We start from the raw sequence: 16,581 nt of genomic DNA on the forward strand, positions 1-16,581 counted from the left end.
AGGTTATTTTTCTTCCAATATTTTTAGTGCTGCGCGCGCCGCAGCCTTTTCTGAATCTTTGATTGACTTTCCCACACCACGCGCCAACTCACGATCATCAACGGATATACTAGATTCAAATAACTGTGTATTATCCGATAATTGTTGTTCATTTTCTGTGTGATAATCAATGTCTACTGAGCCATTTTCTTGCAATTTCTCTTGTAAGCGACTTTTAAAGTCAATGAAGCGATCAAAAAAATCAGTGTCAATAGCCGCAAATAAAGTTTTATCTAAAAATCTGCGTACCACATCCGCATCTTGGTCTAAATACAAAGCACCAATAAACGCTTCCCAGATGTCTTCTAACAGTGAATCACGATCACGCGCACCAGACATTTCTTCGCCTTTACCTAAACGAATCGCTTCATTTAGACGAACTTGCCTGGCAAAGTGTGCGAAAGAACGTGTTTGCACCATAGCAATTCGCATTTCTGTTAGTTGACCCTCATGCCAGTTAGGATACCGTTTAAATAGATATTCCGCTACCGACACTTGCATGACCGAGTCACCTAAAAATTCTAACCTTTGGTAATCACGACCGGGCTCATCTTTATGTTCATTCAAATAATTACGCTGAGTTAGCGCTTCTATTAGGAGCGTCTCATCGTTAAATTTGATATTAAATTCTGATAGTAAGTATTCTTTAAAACTGTCTTGTGACACGGTTTTTTCCTTTTTTAAGCATAGTTATATAGTTTATTATATCAAAAAAAGTACCATGTTTATAATTAACTTGGTACCTTACTTAATTTATAAGCCGGCTTTGTCACGAACAACATCAACAATATCATTAACATATTGATTGACAAGTTCTTCTGTTGGTGCTTCAGCCATAACACGTAGTAGTGACTCGGTACCTGAGGCACGGACCAACACACGTCCATCTCCTGCCATTTCCGACTCAACTTCTGCAATTTTAGCAATCACATCTGGGTCACGCTGAATTGCAACTTTATCTGCTACTGGTATGTTACTGAGCTTTTGCGGATAAACTTCTACATCGCTTGCCAATTCAGACAATTTTGTACCAGTTTCTTTCATAACATACAGCAGTTGTAAGGCTGTTAGCAAGCCATCCCCTGTCGTTGCCCAATCTCGGAAGATAATATGACCAGATTGTTCACCACCAAGATTATAATCAGACTTGATCATCTCTTCCATCACATAGCGATCACCAACTGCTGTTTGCACGCTTGTCATACCATGCGCTGCCACTGCCTTATAAAAGCCAATATTACTCATCACCGTAGAAACGATCGTATTATGTTTCAAACGACCTTGCTCATTCATAAACTTACCGATAATGAACATAATTTTATCGCCATCAACAATGCTACCATTTTCATCAACAGCAATCAGGCGGTCACCGTCACCATCAAATGCTAATCCAACTTGTACGTCACTTGTTTTCACCAACTCAGCTAATGCTTCAGGATGCGTTGAACCAACACCATTATTAATGTTTAAACCATTAGGTTCTGTTCCCATTGTTACAAAATCAGTATTCAAATCAGCAAACAACCGTGGTAATAAAGCACTCGTGGCACCATTGGCACCATCAAGTGCGACTCGCATACCACCCAAATCATTTGGGATTGTTCTTTGCAAAAATTCTAGATACTTTAACGTTCCTTCTGTGTAATTGTTGGCAACACCCAATCCTTCTGCGCTAGGTCGTGACAACGTATCTTCATCTGCATCAAGTAGCTGCTCAATTTCATATTCGAGTTCATCTGACAATTTAAAGCCATCATTACCAAAAAACTTAATCCCGTTATCTGCTGCCGGATTATGTGAAGCTGTGATTTGCACCCCAGCATCTGCTTCAAGATCTTGTACCAAAAAAGCAACAGCAGGTGTTGAAATGACACCTAAACGTAAAACATCAATACCAACTGATAAAAAGCCAGCAACAATAGCTTGCTGCAACATGTCACCTGATATTCTAGTATCTCGTCCAACAATCACAACTGGATTTTTATCATTAGTCATGTGCCGTGTTAAAATCGTGCCACCGGTACGACCTAAACGAAAGGCTAATTCCGGTGTCAACGTCTGGTTTGCAATTCCACGTACACCATCTGTTCCAAAATATTTTAATTTAATGTCTGACATTATCTTATCCTGTCTTTTTAATTACTACTAGATGATTCTTCACTACTAGATGTTTGATCCTGATCGTTTTCACTAGTATCTGCTGAACTTGTTGACGACGATGATGTACTAGAAGAGCTAGTACTTGACGTATTATTATCATTTCTTGGCGTAACTGTTGCCGATACGTTAGCAGTATTGTAATGTACGATACCATCAATATTTGGTAGTGCTACTTTAATTGTTTCTTTGTCATTAATATTTGCAACATCTACTGGCACCTTAATACTGTCCATAGCATTAAGTATATCAGATGAACCATAGGCCGTCACAGTTTTAGGGTCAAATGAAATACGATAATCATCACTATCACCATTAACAACATTGGCCGTTAATGTCACTTTTTTCGAATCTTCGGGTGCTATGTTTAGCGTTACGTTAGCTGAATCGTGATTTAGTTTCACTTCAACTGCCTCACCATTTTTGTCCACTGCCACGAGTTTGACTGCTTGTGTCAATGTTTCTTTCGTCCCACTCTGTAAATCAAGTTGAGCTACTATTGAAGTGACTGCATCAATATTTGCTTTAGGTCCGGTAACTGTAATTGCTTTTGGATCAGCTGTTGGTTCACTAGCTGTATAACCACTAGCAATTTTGCTGCTAGCATAGTTCACTTTAATAGGGAATGTTCGTGATGTTTTTTCAGCAATTGTGACGGTTATTTTTTGTGGGTTAATCGTTGAAGTCAATGAAGCATTAACACCACGTAAAGCTACATCAACAGTGTGTTTACCTGGAGTTAAACCACGTAAATCTGCACTAGCCTGAATGTCATTGCGACTTTGTGCTGCCGACACCAATGCCACAGAACCTTCAATGCCTACCTTAACTGTTTCAGGTGCGTTAATCACAACATACTTATCTTTATCAAATTGCAAATTAAGCCCTACATTTAACGTCGCCTTTTTTTCAGGTACTAGTGTTGAAAAATTATTCGATCCATTTGTTGTCGAAACTGTTGATTTTGTACTTAAAACATAGGTTGAGAGTAGAATTGCAATAATTAATGAGATCACTAAGTTTACAATTTTAGATTGACCAAATTGCTTCATTTTTCTACCCTCCTTCTATGCCACCACCGATTTTTTGGTGTTTCTGCTTTATCTGGTAAAAATTGACGTTCAAAGAAATTAAGATAGCTTTCCTGATCCATCTGGCGTAGAAGATCACCGCTCTGTGTAATAGAAATTTCACCAGTCTCTTCGGATACAACAACGGTAATCGCATCACTTGATTCCGAAATTCCCACTGCAGCACGGTGCCTAGTCCCTAACTCTTTCGGAATACGTGTACTTTCAGATAGTGGGAGATAAGCTGCGGCTACTGCAATACGGTCTTTACGAATAATCACCGCACCATCATGTAATGGGGTATTTGGAATAAAAGTATTGATTAATAATTGACCAGTGATATAAGCATCTAGCTTAATTCCTGTTTTAATGTATTCATCTAAATTTGTGTCACGTTGAATTGTAATCAAAGCACCGATACGACGTTTTGACATATACTGAAGTGAACTATCCAAACTTTTAATCAGTTGGTGTTCGGCGGCATTATCAATTCTCGTTCGTCTCACAATAAGTCGGCGACCCAATGATTCTAGACCACGGCGAATTTCTTGTTGGAAAATGACAACTAGCGCAATTGGCGCCCATGTAATCAGCTGATCCATGACCCATGACAAAGTAGTTAATCCTAAATACCAGCTCACTACTTTAACTAAAATAACCGCCCCGACGCCAAATAATATTTGTAACGCTCGAGTTCCCTCGACAAATTGGATGATTTTATAAAGCAAAAACCAGATAATAGCAATATCTACCACATGCATTAAATTATTCATTGTAAAGTACGATAGCATAATTATTCCTTTGGTATTTTCACAAACGGTAGTAACACTGTCTTGTTACTCTTCGTCTTTTCCTGCTAATGCTGCTGTTTCCGCATAGTTGATAAACTGCCTAATGTTAATACCAGCTTGTCGCTTAATTCTTCCTTGTTCATACAAATTTTGAATTGTTTCTCGCTGTGCATTAAGTGCCTTAATTTCAAGTTCCATACGCATTCGCTCATCTATTTCACGTTGCAGAGCTGTATCTGGACGTTTCTCATTTTCGATGCGGTAACGATAGGTCACAATTAAATTATACGCGTTTTGTCTGTCTAAACGTTGAGATACAGTATCACCACTATGCTTTACCATATGTTCTGACAAAGCATTAATCGCAGCCTTAGCTGTTTCTTTAATGGCTAAGGAAGTTTCTTCCTTAAATGCTTCACTGGTTTCATCTGAAAACCAAATACGAATCGCACGTATCACACGCTGCATCAATATTCTAGCCCATTTTGGAGACACATGGAAATGTGTATTGGACTCTATAGCACGATCTAATACTTCCAATCGACGTGTTTGTGTTGAAAAGGCAAGGGGTGAAATTTCCTCTGCCACAAGCAATTGTTGTAACCGATCACGCTGTGCCTCTAAAGCTATGCGACGCAATTCTGCGTCGTCAACCGGCGTAAACATTAACCTATCATCTTTAGACTGTCGGCGAATTTGTGCGATAGTCGCTTGTTTACGTGTAATTAATTCATAGATAATCACACGGTTATTATCCCGCTGATTTTCACGCAAAATCTGTATACTAACTTGAATAGAAAAAATACGTGCTTGAGCTTCAGTCATATCAACATGTGAGGCATGCTTTGTCGTTTCTTCTTCAGCATCTGATATAGATGGTTGTGTAAAATCATGTGCTGAACGCTCATTAGTCACAATTGGCAACATAATCGTAGCCACCAACAGACTAATAATTACAACAACTGCTGCAACAAAAACTAGTAAGCTTCGTTGCGGAAAGGCTGTCCCATCATCAATGACACTCGGAACAGTCAATACTGCCGCCATTGTTACCGCACCACGAACACCCGTTAAACCAGATGTCACCGCTGTTTTAAATAATGGATGATGTGATCTGTCTTTAAAGTACATCAAAACTTGATTCGAATATGCCCATAATGTTCGAATAACAAACACAATGAACCACGTGACAATACCATAAAAAATCGCTTGCCCCGTGTGAATTTGTGAATTTTGAACAACACCTTCCATAGCAGGTGGTAATTCAATGCCTAACAAAACAAAAACAGAACCATTAAGCAGATAAGCAAAGATTTCCCAAGTTCTGACGCCAGTTACCGAAATTTCGGGATTACGTGCATCAAATCGCTGGTCACTTAGAACTTTAGTTAAAACACCACCAGCAACAACGGCAATTACACCAGACGCGTGAAAAAATTCTTCAGCTGTCCAATAAATTAAAAATGGTGTCAATAACGTTATGACAGTGTGGAAAACCGCATCATTTAGCCCAACACGATGAAAAACATCACGTAGCCAGACTGAGATTCCCCCGATAACTAACCCAACACTCAATCCAATTAAAGTCATCCAAAAGAAATTACCAATAGCTTGACTAAGTAAAAAAGTCCCAGCTACCGTTGCTTTAATTGCGGTATTAAAACTGACTAGCCCACTGGCATCATTAATCAAACTTTCCCCAGCAACAATATGCATCACATTTTCAGGTAGCTTGACGCGTTTAGCAATGGCTTGCACAGCTACTGGATCTGTTGGTGATACGACTGCAGCCAATGCTAATGCCACAGATCTTGGCAATTGTGGGATTAACAAGTGCATCAAGAAACCACCGACTAATGTTGTCAATAGCACTAATACAATCGCATTGCCCAGGATTGGTCCACGTAACTCCCAAAGTTCTCGTTTGGGAAAACGCCAAGCATCATTATATAGTAATGGCGCTACAAAAAGTAACATAAACCAATGCGAGTCAACCTCAATGTATACACCAAATGCTAAGGACAAGAATAGACCAATGACAATTTGAAACAAGCTAGCAGGAATATCTGTCGCAAAATGTGAAACAACATTAGAAATTGTAACTGATACAATTAAAATAAAAATTAATTCGAGTATTGCCATTGTTATTATCGTTCTCCTATGATGCGAACTTCAGTTTCAAGTAAGACACCAAATTTATCTTGAACTGTTTTTTGAACATAATGAATAAGATCTTCATAATCATTTCCTGTACCATTGGCAACATTCACCATAAATCCAGCATGTTTCTTAGAAACTTCAACACCACCAACACGAACACCTTGCAAATGAGAATCCATAATTAATTTACCAGCAAAGTAACCCTCTGGTCGTTTGAAAACAGAACCATTAGAGGGATAATTCAAAGGTTGCTTATCAGCACGTTTAAAATTATTAACATCCATACGCTGTTGAATCGCTTGTTTATCATCTGGATGTAAATCAAATGTCGCACTGACAATAATGCCACCATTCGTTTGAAATACAGATTGTCGGTAACCAAATGCCAACATATCACGTGGAAAAGTCTGTAACTGACCATCTGGCATAACCGCTGTCACTGAAGTCACTACCATATCTGTTTGTCCACCATAGGCGCCAGCATTCATAAAAACTGCACCGCCAACCGAGCCAGGTATCCCCGCACCCCACTCTAAACCAGTAAGGCTATGCTCCATAGCGACTTCAGCCACTAAAATCAAATCAGCCCCCGTTTCAGCTACAATATTATGCCCTTCAGTTGTAATACTGTGTAATTCATGAAGTAAAATTGATAAGCCCCGGACACCGCCATCACGCACAACGAGGTTGGAAAGTCTGCCAAAAACATGCACGGCTAATTGTTCATCTTTTGCCCAGTGTAATAACTTTTTCAATTCAGTTAAAGATTGAGGAATCGCTAAATAATCTACTACACCACCAGCTTGCGTATAAGCATAGGGGGCTAACGATTGCTTTTCAAATATTGTTATATTGTCTAATTGCATTTTTCAACTCCGTGTCTATATCTTTTATTTTACCAAACTTTTACCTATACCGCCTAATTGCAACAAAAAAGCTTAATATCAGTATAAATTACTGACATTAAGCGCGTTAATAATGATTATGAAAACCAAAGTTCTATTTCCCGTTTAGCGGTAGTCACACTATCAGAACCATGGACAAGATTCATGATGGCATCACTCTGCCACTCACGTCCTAAATCACCACGAATAGTACCCGGTGCAGCATCAGTTGGGTTAGTAGCTCCCATTAACATCCGCCAACCAGCCACGATATTAGTTCCTTCACCAATCATAGCAATCACTGGTCCTGACGTCATATACGCTACCAAACTCGGATAAAAAGATTTACCAACATGTTCTGCATAATGCGCATCAAGTAATATTTCTGTAGGCCGTACCATTTTAATATCAACAATGCGATACCCTTTATTCTCAATACGACGAATGATTTCACCAACTTTACCACGTTGTACCCCATCCGGTTTAATCATCATAAATGTTCGTTCTATCATGGTTTCTCCTTGATCTAAACTAACTTCATTATACATGAAACCGTTTACAAGGTCTATTTTTTAGCTGTCTTTTTGACATCATTTGGACGGTATTCAATAACCATCCCCTTTAAAATATTACGCAAGTAGCGATCACCGGCTGGCTTATAATTACGATGATCTGGTCGACGCAAAACAGCACTTAATTCATTCTTAGATATACTGATACCAGCTGATTCCAAAAAGCTCATATAATCATCACTTGTATAAGACATTGCAATTTTCAACTTTTTCATGATGACATTATTAATATCATCTTCTTTATTAATATCAAAAGTTGGTTGAATTGGTTTTAAATCTGGCCCAATTTTTTCCCCACGCTGTGAAATAATCAACCCATTCATGAACGCTTCTAAATCATGAGTCGTTATCTTTTTATCACGCTTATCGCCTTCCTCTTGCTTAGTTAATAACTCATGGAGCTGTGCCTCATCAATCTCAATACCACCCAAATGAAATATTTTGATCATGTCAGTATTTTGGATATCAAGCGCGTAGCGCAGACGAATAATAATATCATTGTTGTTCATGTTTTTCTCCTAGTTATGTACGGCGCAATCATGCGCTGTGATGGATTCTTAAATTGATCAGATATTTTAGTACGGATGATTATCATATTCTTCCCAATTTTCATGAGAGTCTTGAATACGTTTAAACATTTTTTCCATTTCTGTTAGTGTAAACTGTGTTAATACTGGGCGTCCATGAGGGCAATTATAAGGATTTTCAGTCATAGCAAGTGATTGTAATAAAGTTCGTGCTTGTTCTTCAGACAAATGCATATTGGCTCGAACTGACCTTTTACAACTCATCATGATGGCTGTGCGTTCACGAAATTCAGCTACCGTGAGATGTCCAGCCCTTAGAAGCCAATCAACCATTTCTAATACTGTTTCCTTTTCTTGACCAGCTTTAAACCATGTTGGGTGTTCACGTATGATCACACTCGTTGGTCCAAAAGGCTCTAGTTCTAACCCAACAGCTTGTAATTCTTGTTCATGATCAGCAATTTTTAACATATCAGCTGCCGAGTAGGTCAACGTGATTGGAACCAACAACCGTTGTTTGTCAGTTCCTACTTCGCCTATAACACGCCTATAGTACTCATATTTAATTCGCTCTTGTGCAGCATGCTGATCGATTAAGTATAAGCCTGTTTCACTTTGTGCAAACAAAAATGTCCCATGCATTTGACCAATATAGTCCAATGCTGGAAAACCACTAGCTGTGTTTGGTGCGATATCAAGTGCCTCTTGTTGTGATTGATTTTTCGTCCGTGGCGCTTGGTATGTTACAAGATCCTCAGATACTTGAGGTTGAGGCACTGTTGATTGTTGCCCAAAAACTGATAATGCAGACTCATGAGCATACCGATTAGCGAAATCATTAACTTGATCATTTAATAAATCATGTCGATCACTGATACTAATAGGTTCAATCTCTTGACCCGAATTAATAGTGTTTTGTGGCATCACTGTTTGTTCTTTGGACTCACTTTTTTCTAACCAAGGCGCCTGCTGGGTGGGTTTTGACGTGGTCGATTGTATTGCTCTTGATGGGCCATACAAATTTTCATAAGCATCAGGTATTAAATTTTCTTCCGCTAAACGCGACTTGATACTACCGATAATTAATTCAGATAACTCAACTTCCTTAGATAGGCGAACTTCTGATTTTTGGGGATGTACATTCACATCGACCAAAAGAGGATCGGTATTAATGTTAATCACGCCCATTGGGAACCGACCAACCATTAATTTTGAACCGTAACCACGTATCACAGCATTAGAGATAGTAAAGTTTTTAATAAAACGGCCATTAATTAAAATGGTCAAATATTCTCGTGAACCACGTGTTAGCTCTGGTAAAGATATATAGCCAGTAATATTAAAATCGTCGTCTTCACCAGCAATTGCTAGCATTTTTTGCGCACTTTCACGACCATAAATAGCCGCAATAACTTGTTGCTGGTTACCGTTTCCTGCTGTTTTTAGTAATTCACGCCCATCAGCAATGACAGTGAAAGCAATGTTTGTATATGACAGTGCCAACCGATTCATAATGTCAGCAATATGTGATAACTCTGTTTGTGGTCGCTTTAAATATTTCAATCGTGCCGGTGTATTATAAAATAAATCGCGTACCGAAATCACAGTTCCACGATGCCCATTAGCTGGCACTGAACTGACTTGATTGCCACCTTTAATGTGATACATGACACCGGCTGGTGCCTCAATAGTTGTCGTATTTAAAGTAACGTCGGCAATTGCTGCAATCGATGGTAATGCTTCACCACGAAAACCTAAAGACAGAACATTAAACAAATCATGACGATCTGTTATTTTGCTTGTTGCGTGGCGTGTAAAAGCTAGCGGGACATCTTCAGGATCAATACCTGTACCATTATCAACAACACGAATAAGCGCCTCGCCGGCATTCTCAACGACGACGTCAATTTGTGTTGCGCCTGAATCAATCGCATTTTCAACTAATTCTTTAACAACGCTGGCTGGTCGTTCAATAACTTCACCAGCCGCAATTTGGTTAGCCAATAAATTTGATAGCTCATGAATTTTGCTCATTGTTTTTTGAACGCCAGTGGAGTCATTGCCTTAAACTAACAAATTTAATATTTAAAGGCTAATTAATTATCACACCCACAAACGCGTCTCCTTCTATTTTTTTCTTAACTTTTTTAAGTCATTTAGTGCATTCATGGCATCTACAGGTGTCATGTTTAAAATATCTAATTTATCTAAGTGTTCTAATACTTTTTCTGTCTCTGAATCAACAGCATCAACATTGAACAATTCAACTTGTTGTGATTCGTCATGTTTTTCTGACGTCACTGATTGTTGGACAAGCTGGTGATCAGTAACGACATCATCACTTTCTAAATGAGAAAGAATGGTCGTAGCATTGTTAATGAGTTCGCGTGGCAAGCCAGCCAGTGCCGCAACATGAATACCATAAGATTTATCAGCTGGTCCTTCTTGAATTTGATGTAGAAAATGCAATTCCCCGTTATCATCTTCTACTGCACCAACATGAACGTTGGTAATGCTATCATGCCGGTCAGCTAATGCAGTTAATTCATGATAATGTGTTGAAAACAGTGTTTTGGCATGAATATGCGCATCTAAAAATTCGATAATTGCTTGCGCCAGTGCCATACCGTCATAAGTTGCCGTACCACGCCCTAATTCGTCAAATAAAATAAGCGAATGTGCTGTTGCTTCTCGCAAAGCTAGGTTAGCTTCTGCCATTTCAACCATAAAAGTTGACTGTCCCATAGCAATATCATCATTAGCACCAATTCGCGTAAATATTTGATCAAAAATAGGTAATTCAGCTTGTTCTGCTGGTACAAAACTGCCCATTTGTGCCAAGATAACAATTAAGGCTAATTCACGCATATAAGTTGATTTTCCAGCCATATTAGGACCAGTAATCAGTTGCATGGCATTGTCTTCATCTAACATCACATCATTTGCCACAAACTCACCTGAACCGAGCAATGCTTCTACCACAGGATGTCTTCCTTGAGATATGGCTATCATGTTATGACTAGTAAAGGTAGGACGTACGAAACGGCGATTGTCAGCGACATCAGCTAGTGAAGCTAAAACATCCAAGCGCGCAACTAACCTTGCCAGCTTTTGAATACGACTAATATTTGCCTTTAGTCGTTCACGAATCGTTACAAATAATTCATATTCTCTTTCTGTTCGTTTAGCTTGTGCCTCAATAATCAAACGTTCATGCGCTTTTAATTCTGGCGTGACAAAGCGTTCTGCATTTGTAAGTGTCTGTCGTCGCTCATAACGATCTGGTTCTAATTTATTAATGTTAGCTTTAGTCACTTCAATAAAATAACCAAAATTTTTATTATACCCGACTTTCAATGAACTAATACCGGTAACTTTACGCTCATCAGTTTCTAATTGGGCTAGCCATTTTTGATTGTCAGTCAAAACTCTGCGATATGTATCTATCTTTTCATCGAATCCGTCGTTAATAATATTACCTTCACGGACACTCACCGGTGGGTCATCAACAATAGCTTCATCTATCAACCCTGCCAAATCAACCATGCTATCAAGCTTGTCACCAGCATCGTAAAGTACTCCTTCTGTTGCTGATAAAGTGGTTTTAATGCTTGGAATAGCTAATAATGATTTTTTGAGTTGCACAAGTTCTCGTGCATTCATCGTACCCATAGCCGCACGAGCTGCTAATCGTTCCAAATCATATACTGATTTCAAATCATCTTGCAAAGCACCACGTGTAAAAAAATCATTTTGAAACGCCTGTACCAAGTCAAGTCGCTTTTCAATCTCCTGTTGCTCACGTAATGGTTTTAGTAGCCACTGTTTCAGTAGCCGACCACCCATAGCTGTCTTCGTCTCATCAATTAATCCTAGCAGTGAACCTGCACGTTTTTTCGTACGCGTATTTTCAATTAAGTCTAAATTAGAACGTGTGTCTTGGTTAAATTTCAAATAAGTTAGTCGCTCATAACTCGTAGCAGGCACAATGTGATCCAAATTACGGCGCTGCGTATCAAAAATATAATTAAGTAACATTGCTGTCGTTTCAGTTTCAGCAATGCTTGTTAAGGGTTGTGTCAAAAAACTAACTGTTGCATTTGCTGTCACATCTGACTGCCAAGAAATTACTAGACCACGTTCCCCAAGTTGATTAGCAACTTGATGTTTTATGGTAAGCTCGTCATCTTTACGTAACACAACTTCTTTAACTTCCAACGAACTTAATTCATCAATCACATCATTAAAGTTACCGATAGTTGTTGCTTTTAATTCGCCTGTAGATAGATCAATATAAGCCATTGCCAAATCATTACCGTTTGGTCTAAGAGCAGCTAGATAGTTGTTTTCTTTATCAGCACCCGCACCGCCAAGCATTTTTGTGCCTGGCGTAATCAGCTGAACAACATCTCGCTTCACCATACCCTTAGCAACGGCAGGATCTTCCATTTGCTCAACAATAGCAACTTTATGACCTTGATCTACTAAAATATCAATATAATTTTGCGCAGCATGATGCGGTATACCCGCCATTGGCACGGGGTTTTCTGAATTTTTATTACGTGCTGTCAGTGTTAATTCAAGTATTTTAGCCCCTAATATCGCATCATCTTCAAAAAGTTCATAAAAATCACCTAAACGATAAAAAACAAATGCATCAGGGTATTGTGCCTTAATTTCATGATATTGCACCATCATTGGTGTGTCTACTATTTTGGCCATATTTTATGACACATCTCCTCATTATTTCATACTTATTTTCAGTGTTTAATCAAAATGCCGATAACGCGCCATTGTCCGAGATAAATAATCAACTAATGCTTGATTATCAGGGTGTTGATCCCAGTCATCTTGGCTGACTAACGTAATTGCCTCTTGTTGCGCAATTTCCATCATAGTTAAATCTTTAATTGGATCACCCACTGCAAATTCCGGTACACCAGATTGCTTTGTCCCTAAAATATCCCCAGAACCTCTTAATTCCAAATCACGTTGAGCTAACACAAAACCATCTGTTGTCTCAACCATTGCATCCAAGCGTGCTGTGCCATAATCTGTCTTAGGGTCAGCAATTAGCATCGTATAAGATTGTCGTGTGCCACGACCAACACGACCACGTAATTGATGCAACTGCGCTAAACCAAAACGATCCGCATCTAAAATCAGCATAATACTAGCATTTGGTACATCAACCCCGACTTCAATGACTGTTGTCGCAACTAAAATTTGAATACGATTGGCTTTGAAATCAGCCATTAAGACCTTTTTTTCTTCGTTCGATAGTCGACCATGCAATAAACCTATACTATATTGCGGAAATTCTAATTGCATTGTCTCATACATGGCAGTTGCATTTTGAACATCTAGTGTTTCGGACTCTTCAATTAGCGGTGTCACAATGTATGCCTGCGCGCCATCGTCAATCTGCGTTTTAACAAAACTAATTGCTTGATCTAATTGATTATGGCTCAGACGAGTTGTTTGAATTGTTTTACGACCGCTTGGTAGTTGATCAATGACTGAAACATCCATTTCACCATAAGCAGTAATCGATAAGGTACGTGGGATTGGCGTTGCTGTCATCGCCAAAATATCTGGATTTACGCCGTTTTCACGTAATTTAGCACGTTGATTAACGCCGAAACGATGTTGCTCATCAATGACTGCTAAACCTAAATGATGAAAGGCAACGTCGGGTTGTAATAAAGCATGTGTGCCAACGATAATATCAATTTCACCACTGACTAAGTCAGCTAATAATTGCCGACGAGCCGTCACTTTCAAACCACTGGTTAATAATTCAATGCGTAGTGATAACCCAGCGTTATCAAACAGTTGAGATAAATTTATGGCATGCTGTTGTGCCAATATTTCTGTTGGTGCCATCATCACTGCTTGTAATCCGCCTGTCACCGCCGCATACATTGCCATTGCAGCGACAACTGTTTTCCCTGAACCAACATCCCCTTGTAATAAGCGGTTCATATGTCGTGGCCGTTTTTGATCTTGTAAAATTTCATCGATCACTTTATGTTGTGCCGATGTCAAGGTATAGGGTAATTGGTTTTCAAACGCCCGCAATGCCTCACTGTCATAGTTCACAGCCTCACCAGCAAAATTTTGATCAGCTAACTTTAAAAGTTGCAATCGCATTTGAAATACAAAAAATTCCTCAAAAGCACTACTACGCCGCGCTGCTTTTGCTGCTGGCATATCAGGAGGAAAATGCATGTTTTCTATTTGTTGATTACGATCGAGTAGGCGATACTTAGTCCGTATATTTTCAGGAACTAATGAGTCAACCGTGCCACGTACGTCAGCCCAAGCTAATTCAACCAGATGACGTATTGTTTTGCCACTCACTTGTTTTGATGCAGGATAAATTGGATCCAACGCATCTGCACTCGCATTGATCATTTTCATGCCAGTCAACGCTGCTTTAGCCGCATTATAAGTGCCGTAAATCGCAGCCTCTTGTCCTACGTCAATATTTTGAGCAATCCAAGGTTGATTAAAAAAAGTAACCCGCACATTTTCATGATCAATTAGTAATCCAAAACGCGTTTGATTTTTTTTGCCGAAGCGTGAGACTACTGGTGGTGTACTCACAATTCCTTTAAAAGTCACCTTCTCACCATCTAGTGTTTCTGAAGGTAGACGTTCTCCTAAATCTTCATAACGAAAGGGAAAATAACTAATCAAATCTTCAATTGTAAAAATGTCTAATTCATGTAAAGCCTCTAACCTTTTTGGTCCAACACCAGGCAGTACATTAACATTATCAGCGAGTATAATCATGATTTAATTGTAACATTTTGGATAAAAAAAGCGACTGGCTATAACTTATTATGATGCCATAAACTTTTTATGATAATAATAGTTTTTTCTCTGAAAGTGGTCAACTTTTGCACTTACTTGTCTTTAAATAGACTTGCTTGTCTGGTATGATATTTATAGATAAAGGGCTCTTTATGATTTTTATTAGTGCCTAATGTATATAGCTATGTATAATGGCAAAGCCAAATTTTATTTTTTGCTTAGTACTCTAATAACGCTTAAGCCATGGTATAGATCTGCTACTGATCAACGACTAAAATGATTAATACCCCACGTATGGCGATTGCTGATGCTTTAGATATTATAATTTATAAGGCAAAACAGACAACGTGTTTAAAATATTGACTAACTTTTACTTTGATATACTTATACCACTTGATAATGCTGTTTGAAAGAATTAAGGAAATAATAAACAAATGAAAAAAATAGGAATTATTATCGGAAGCAATCGTTCTAACAGCACAACACTAAAAATTGCTACCCTTATTCAATCACAAATTAACAGTGACAGCGTAAACACAAAATTGATTAACCTTGCTGAAATAAATTTACCTTGGTTAGATGAACCAGAAATACCTGCCAAAAATAACTATCAATTAGAATCCACAAAAACATGGCAATCTACTGTCAATCAATATGATGGCTTCATTATTGTGTATCCTCAATATAATTGGGGCTACCCTGCAGTATTAAAAAATGCACTCGACACATTGTATACAGAGTGGCAAGGTAAACCCGTAAGTACGATTGTATTCGGTTCACATGGCGGTTTCCAAGCAGAATTAGCTATGTCTCTAGTATTGCAAGGTTTACACATGCATAAATTGCCTGTTAATCTCTCTTTAACTGTACCATTAGACGCCAAGAATCTCACTGACATAATAGCTAGTCATCAATCTGATATTGACCAACTAACGCAATGTTTTGAACAATTAGATTAAAAAATAAAGAGTGTATTACGTGCTGCACTACGTTAAAAGCACAATTTGGGATGAAAACAAAACGCAAGACATTCTCGCCATGCTGAAAACAATGCGTGAGGATGATAAATAGATGTATGAATACTTAGATTATAGTTCCCCACTGGAATATTTTGAAGATGTTGTCGTTAAATATAATGCTGAACGTCCCCCTAACAAACAAATAACGGTTGTTGAGGTGCCTGGGCGCAAACATGATCCTGATGTTGCCTGACCCTCACGTCACATGATTGTGATTAATCCCAACTTCAAGACTAAATTTTCATCCCCATTTCGTAAATTTCACGAGTTACAGCACATTCTAACTGGCGAGCAACACAAGACATATGCGTTCTCCCCTTTGGCCAAGAATGATGCTGAAATAAGCGCTAATGCTTATGCGTTTAAAATGCTGGCTGACTTTTACTTTGATGAGAACACTGATAGATACAGCAAGCTTTATGACTTCATGGCATACTTTGGTATTCCTATGTCACTTGAGAGTGCTGTTTTGAAGAATATATAAAAGGAAATATAAAATGACAGATACATGTGAAACAAATGAGCATAGATAGCTAAGAAAAT

At 38.6% G+C, this 16,581-nt stretch carries 14 protein-coding genes; 3 read left to right on the forward strand and 11 right to left on the reverse strand.

From position 1 onward, the window contains the following. Positions 1-3: 3 nt before the first annotated feature. The 11 genes from rnc to recG form a co-directional block, all read right to left on the reverse strand. Positions 4-705, reverse strand: a complete 702-nt coding sequence (gene rnc, locus FGL89_RS02540) for a ribonuclease III (protein ID WP_014973965.1) — start codon at positions 703-705, stop codon at positions 4-6. An 87-nt stretch (positions 706-792) separates the two neighbouring features. Next, entirely contained in the window at positions 793-2,157 is a 1,365-nt protein-coding gene (glmM, locus tag FGL89_RS02545) for a phosphoglucosamine mutase (protein ID WP_014973964.1), read from the reverse strand. A gap of 17 nt (positions 2,158-2,174) precedes the next feature. After that, entirely contained in the window at positions 2,175-3,248 is a 1,074-nt protein-coding gene (locus FGL89_RS02550) for a CdaR family protein (RefSeq protein WP_014973963.1), read from the reverse strand. Further along, on the reverse strand, positions 3,245-4,057 hold the full coding sequence (gene cdaA, locus FGL89_RS02555) for a diadenylate cyclase CdaA (protein WP_014973962.1): 813 nt from the start codon (positions 4,055-4,057) through the stop codon (positions 3,245-3,247). The genes FGL89_RS02550 and cdaA overlap by 4 nt, the downstream gene beginning before the upstream one ends. A gap of 45 nt (positions 4,058-4,102) precedes the next feature. Beyond that, complete coding sequence (locus tag FGL89_RS02560) at positions 4,103-6,199, reverse strand: Na+/H+ antiporter (protein WP_014973961.1); 2,097 nt, start codon at positions 6,197-6,199, stop codon at positions 4,103-4,105. A gap of 5 nt (positions 6,200-6,204) precedes the next feature. After that, positions 6,205-7,083, reverse strand: a complete 879-nt coding sequence (gene murB, locus FGL89_RS02565; protein ID WP_014973960.1) for a UDP-N-acetylmuramate dehydrogenase — start codon at positions 7,081-7,083, stop codon at positions 6,205-6,207. A 116-nt stretch (positions 7,084-7,199) separates the two neighbouring features. After that, positions 7,200-7,613 carry a nucleoside-diphosphate kinase gene (gene ndk, locus FGL89_RS02570; RefSeq protein ID WP_014973959.1) on the reverse strand — a complete coding sequence of 138 codons (414 nt, stop codon included), beginning with the start codon at positions 7,611-7,613 and terminating at the stop codon, positions 7,200-7,202. Between the two features lie 53 nt (positions 7,614-7,666). Beyond that, the gene (locus FGL89_RS02575; RefSeq protein ID WP_014973958.1) at positions 7,667-8,182 is read right to left on the reverse strand and encodes a YehS family protein; all 516 of its coding nucleotides are present in this window, start codon (positions 8,180-8,182) and stop codon (positions 7,667-7,669) included. 66 nt (positions 8,183-8,248) lie between these two features. After that, positions 8,249-10,234: a DNA mismatch repair endonuclease MutL gene (gene mutL / locus FGL89_RS02580; RefSeq protein ID WP_014973957.1), complete on the reverse strand. Its 1,986-nt coding sequence runs from the start codon at positions 10,232-10,234 to the stop codon at positions 8,249-8,251. A 93-nt stretch (positions 10,235-10,327) separates the two neighbouring features. Beyond that, a complete protein-coding gene (mutS, locus tag FGL89_RS02585) occupies positions 10,328-12,922 on the reverse strand; it encodes a DNA mismatch repair protein MutS (RefSeq protein ID WP_014973956.1) in 2,595 nt (864 codons plus the stop codon). Between the two features lie 45 nt (positions 12,923-12,967). Then, entirely contained in the window at positions 12,968-14,998 is a 2,031-nt protein-coding gene (gene recG, locus FGL89_RS02590) for an ATP-dependent DNA helicase RecG (protein ID WP_135198074.1), read from the reverse strand. A gap of 455 nt (positions 14,999-15,453) precedes the next feature. On the opposite strand from recG, the gene FGL89_RS02595 reads away from it, so the two are divergent. From FGL89_RS02595 to FGL89_RS08725, 3 genes are all read left to right on the forward strand, one after another. Then, on the forward strand, positions 15,454-15,978 hold the full coding sequence (locus FGL89_RS02595) for an NADPH-dependent FMN reductase (RefSeq protein ID WP_014973954.1): 525 nt from the start codon (positions 15,454-15,456) through the stop codon (positions 15,976-15,978). 112 nt (positions 15,979-16,090) lie between these two features. Then, the gene (locus FGL89_RS08720) at positions 16,091-16,231 is read left to right on the forward strand and encodes a hypothetical protein (RefSeq protein WP_019040553.1); all 141 of its coding nucleotides are present in this window, start codon (positions 16,091-16,093) and stop codon (positions 16,229-16,231) included. A gap of 12 nt (positions 16,232-16,243) precedes the next feature. After that, positions 16,244-16,522 carry an ImmA/IrrE family metallo-endopeptidase gene (locus FGL89_RS08725; RefSeq protein ID WP_014973953.1) on the forward strand — a complete coding sequence of 93 codons (279 nt, stop codon included), beginning with the start codon at positions 16,244-16,246 and terminating at the stop codon, positions 16,520-16,522. Positions 16,523-16,581 lie beyond the last annotated feature (59 nt).

The organism is Leuconostoc carnosum (assembly GCF_007954525.1).
GTDB classification, from domain to species: domain Bacteria; phylum Bacillota; class Bacilli; order Lactobacillales; family Lactobacillaceae; genus Leuconostoc; species Leuconostoc carnosum.

What these genes read in the sequence shown, in the direction of transcription:
- glmM (WP_014973964.1), bottom strand. Translation starts at nt 2,157, where the DNA reads ATGTCAGACATTAAATTAAAATATTTTGGAACAGATGGTGTACGTGGA.
- FGL89_RS02550 (WP_014973963.1), bottom strand. Translation starts at nt 3,248, where the DNA reads ATGAAGCAATTTGGTCAATCTAAAATTGTAAACTTAGTGATCTCATTA.
- cdaA (WP_014973962.1), bottom strand. Translation starts at nt 4,057, where the DNA reads ATGCTATCGTACTTTACAATGAATAATTTAATGCATGTGGTAGATATT.
- FGL89_RS02560 (WP_014973961.1), bottom strand. Translation starts at nt 6,199, where the DNA reads ATGGCAATACTCGAATTAATTTTTATTTTAATTGTATCAGTTACAATT.
- murB (WP_014973960.1), bottom strand. Translation starts at nt 7,083, where the DNA reads ATGCAATTAGACAATATAACAATATTTGAAAAGCAATCGTTAGCCCCC.
- ndk (WP_014973959.1), bottom strand. Translation starts at nt 7,613, where the DNA reads ATGATAGAACGAACATTTATGATGATTAAACCGGATGGGGTACAACGT.
- FGL89_RS02575 (WP_014973958.1), bottom strand. Translation starts at nt 8,182, where the DNA reads ATGAACAACAATGATATTATTATTCGTCTGCGCTACGCGCTTGATATC.
- mutL (WP_014973957.1), bottom strand. Translation starts at nt 10,234, where the DNA reads ATGAGCAAAATTCATGAGCTATCAAATTTATTGGCTAACCAAATTGCG.
- mutS (WP_014973956.1), bottom strand. Translation starts at nt 12,922, where the DNA reads ATGGCCAAAATAGTAGACACACCAATGATGGTGCAATATCATGAAATT.
- recG (WP_135198074.1), bottom strand. Translation starts at nt 14,998, where the DNA reads ATGATTATACTCGCTGATAATGTTAATGTACTGCCTGGTGTTGGACCA.
- FGL89_RS02595 (WP_014973954.1), top strand. Translation starts at nt 15,454, where the DNA reads ATGAAAAAAATAGGAATTATTATCGGAAGCAATCGTTCTAACAGCACA.
- FGL89_RS08720 (WP_019040553.1), top strand. Translation starts at nt 16,091, where the DNA reads ATGTATGAATACTTAGATTATAGTTCCCCACTGGAATATTTTGAAGAT.
- FGL89_RS08725 (WP_014973953.1), top strand. Translation starts at nt 16,244, where the DNA reads ATGATTGTGATTAATCCCAACTTCAAGACTAAATTTTCATCCCCATTT.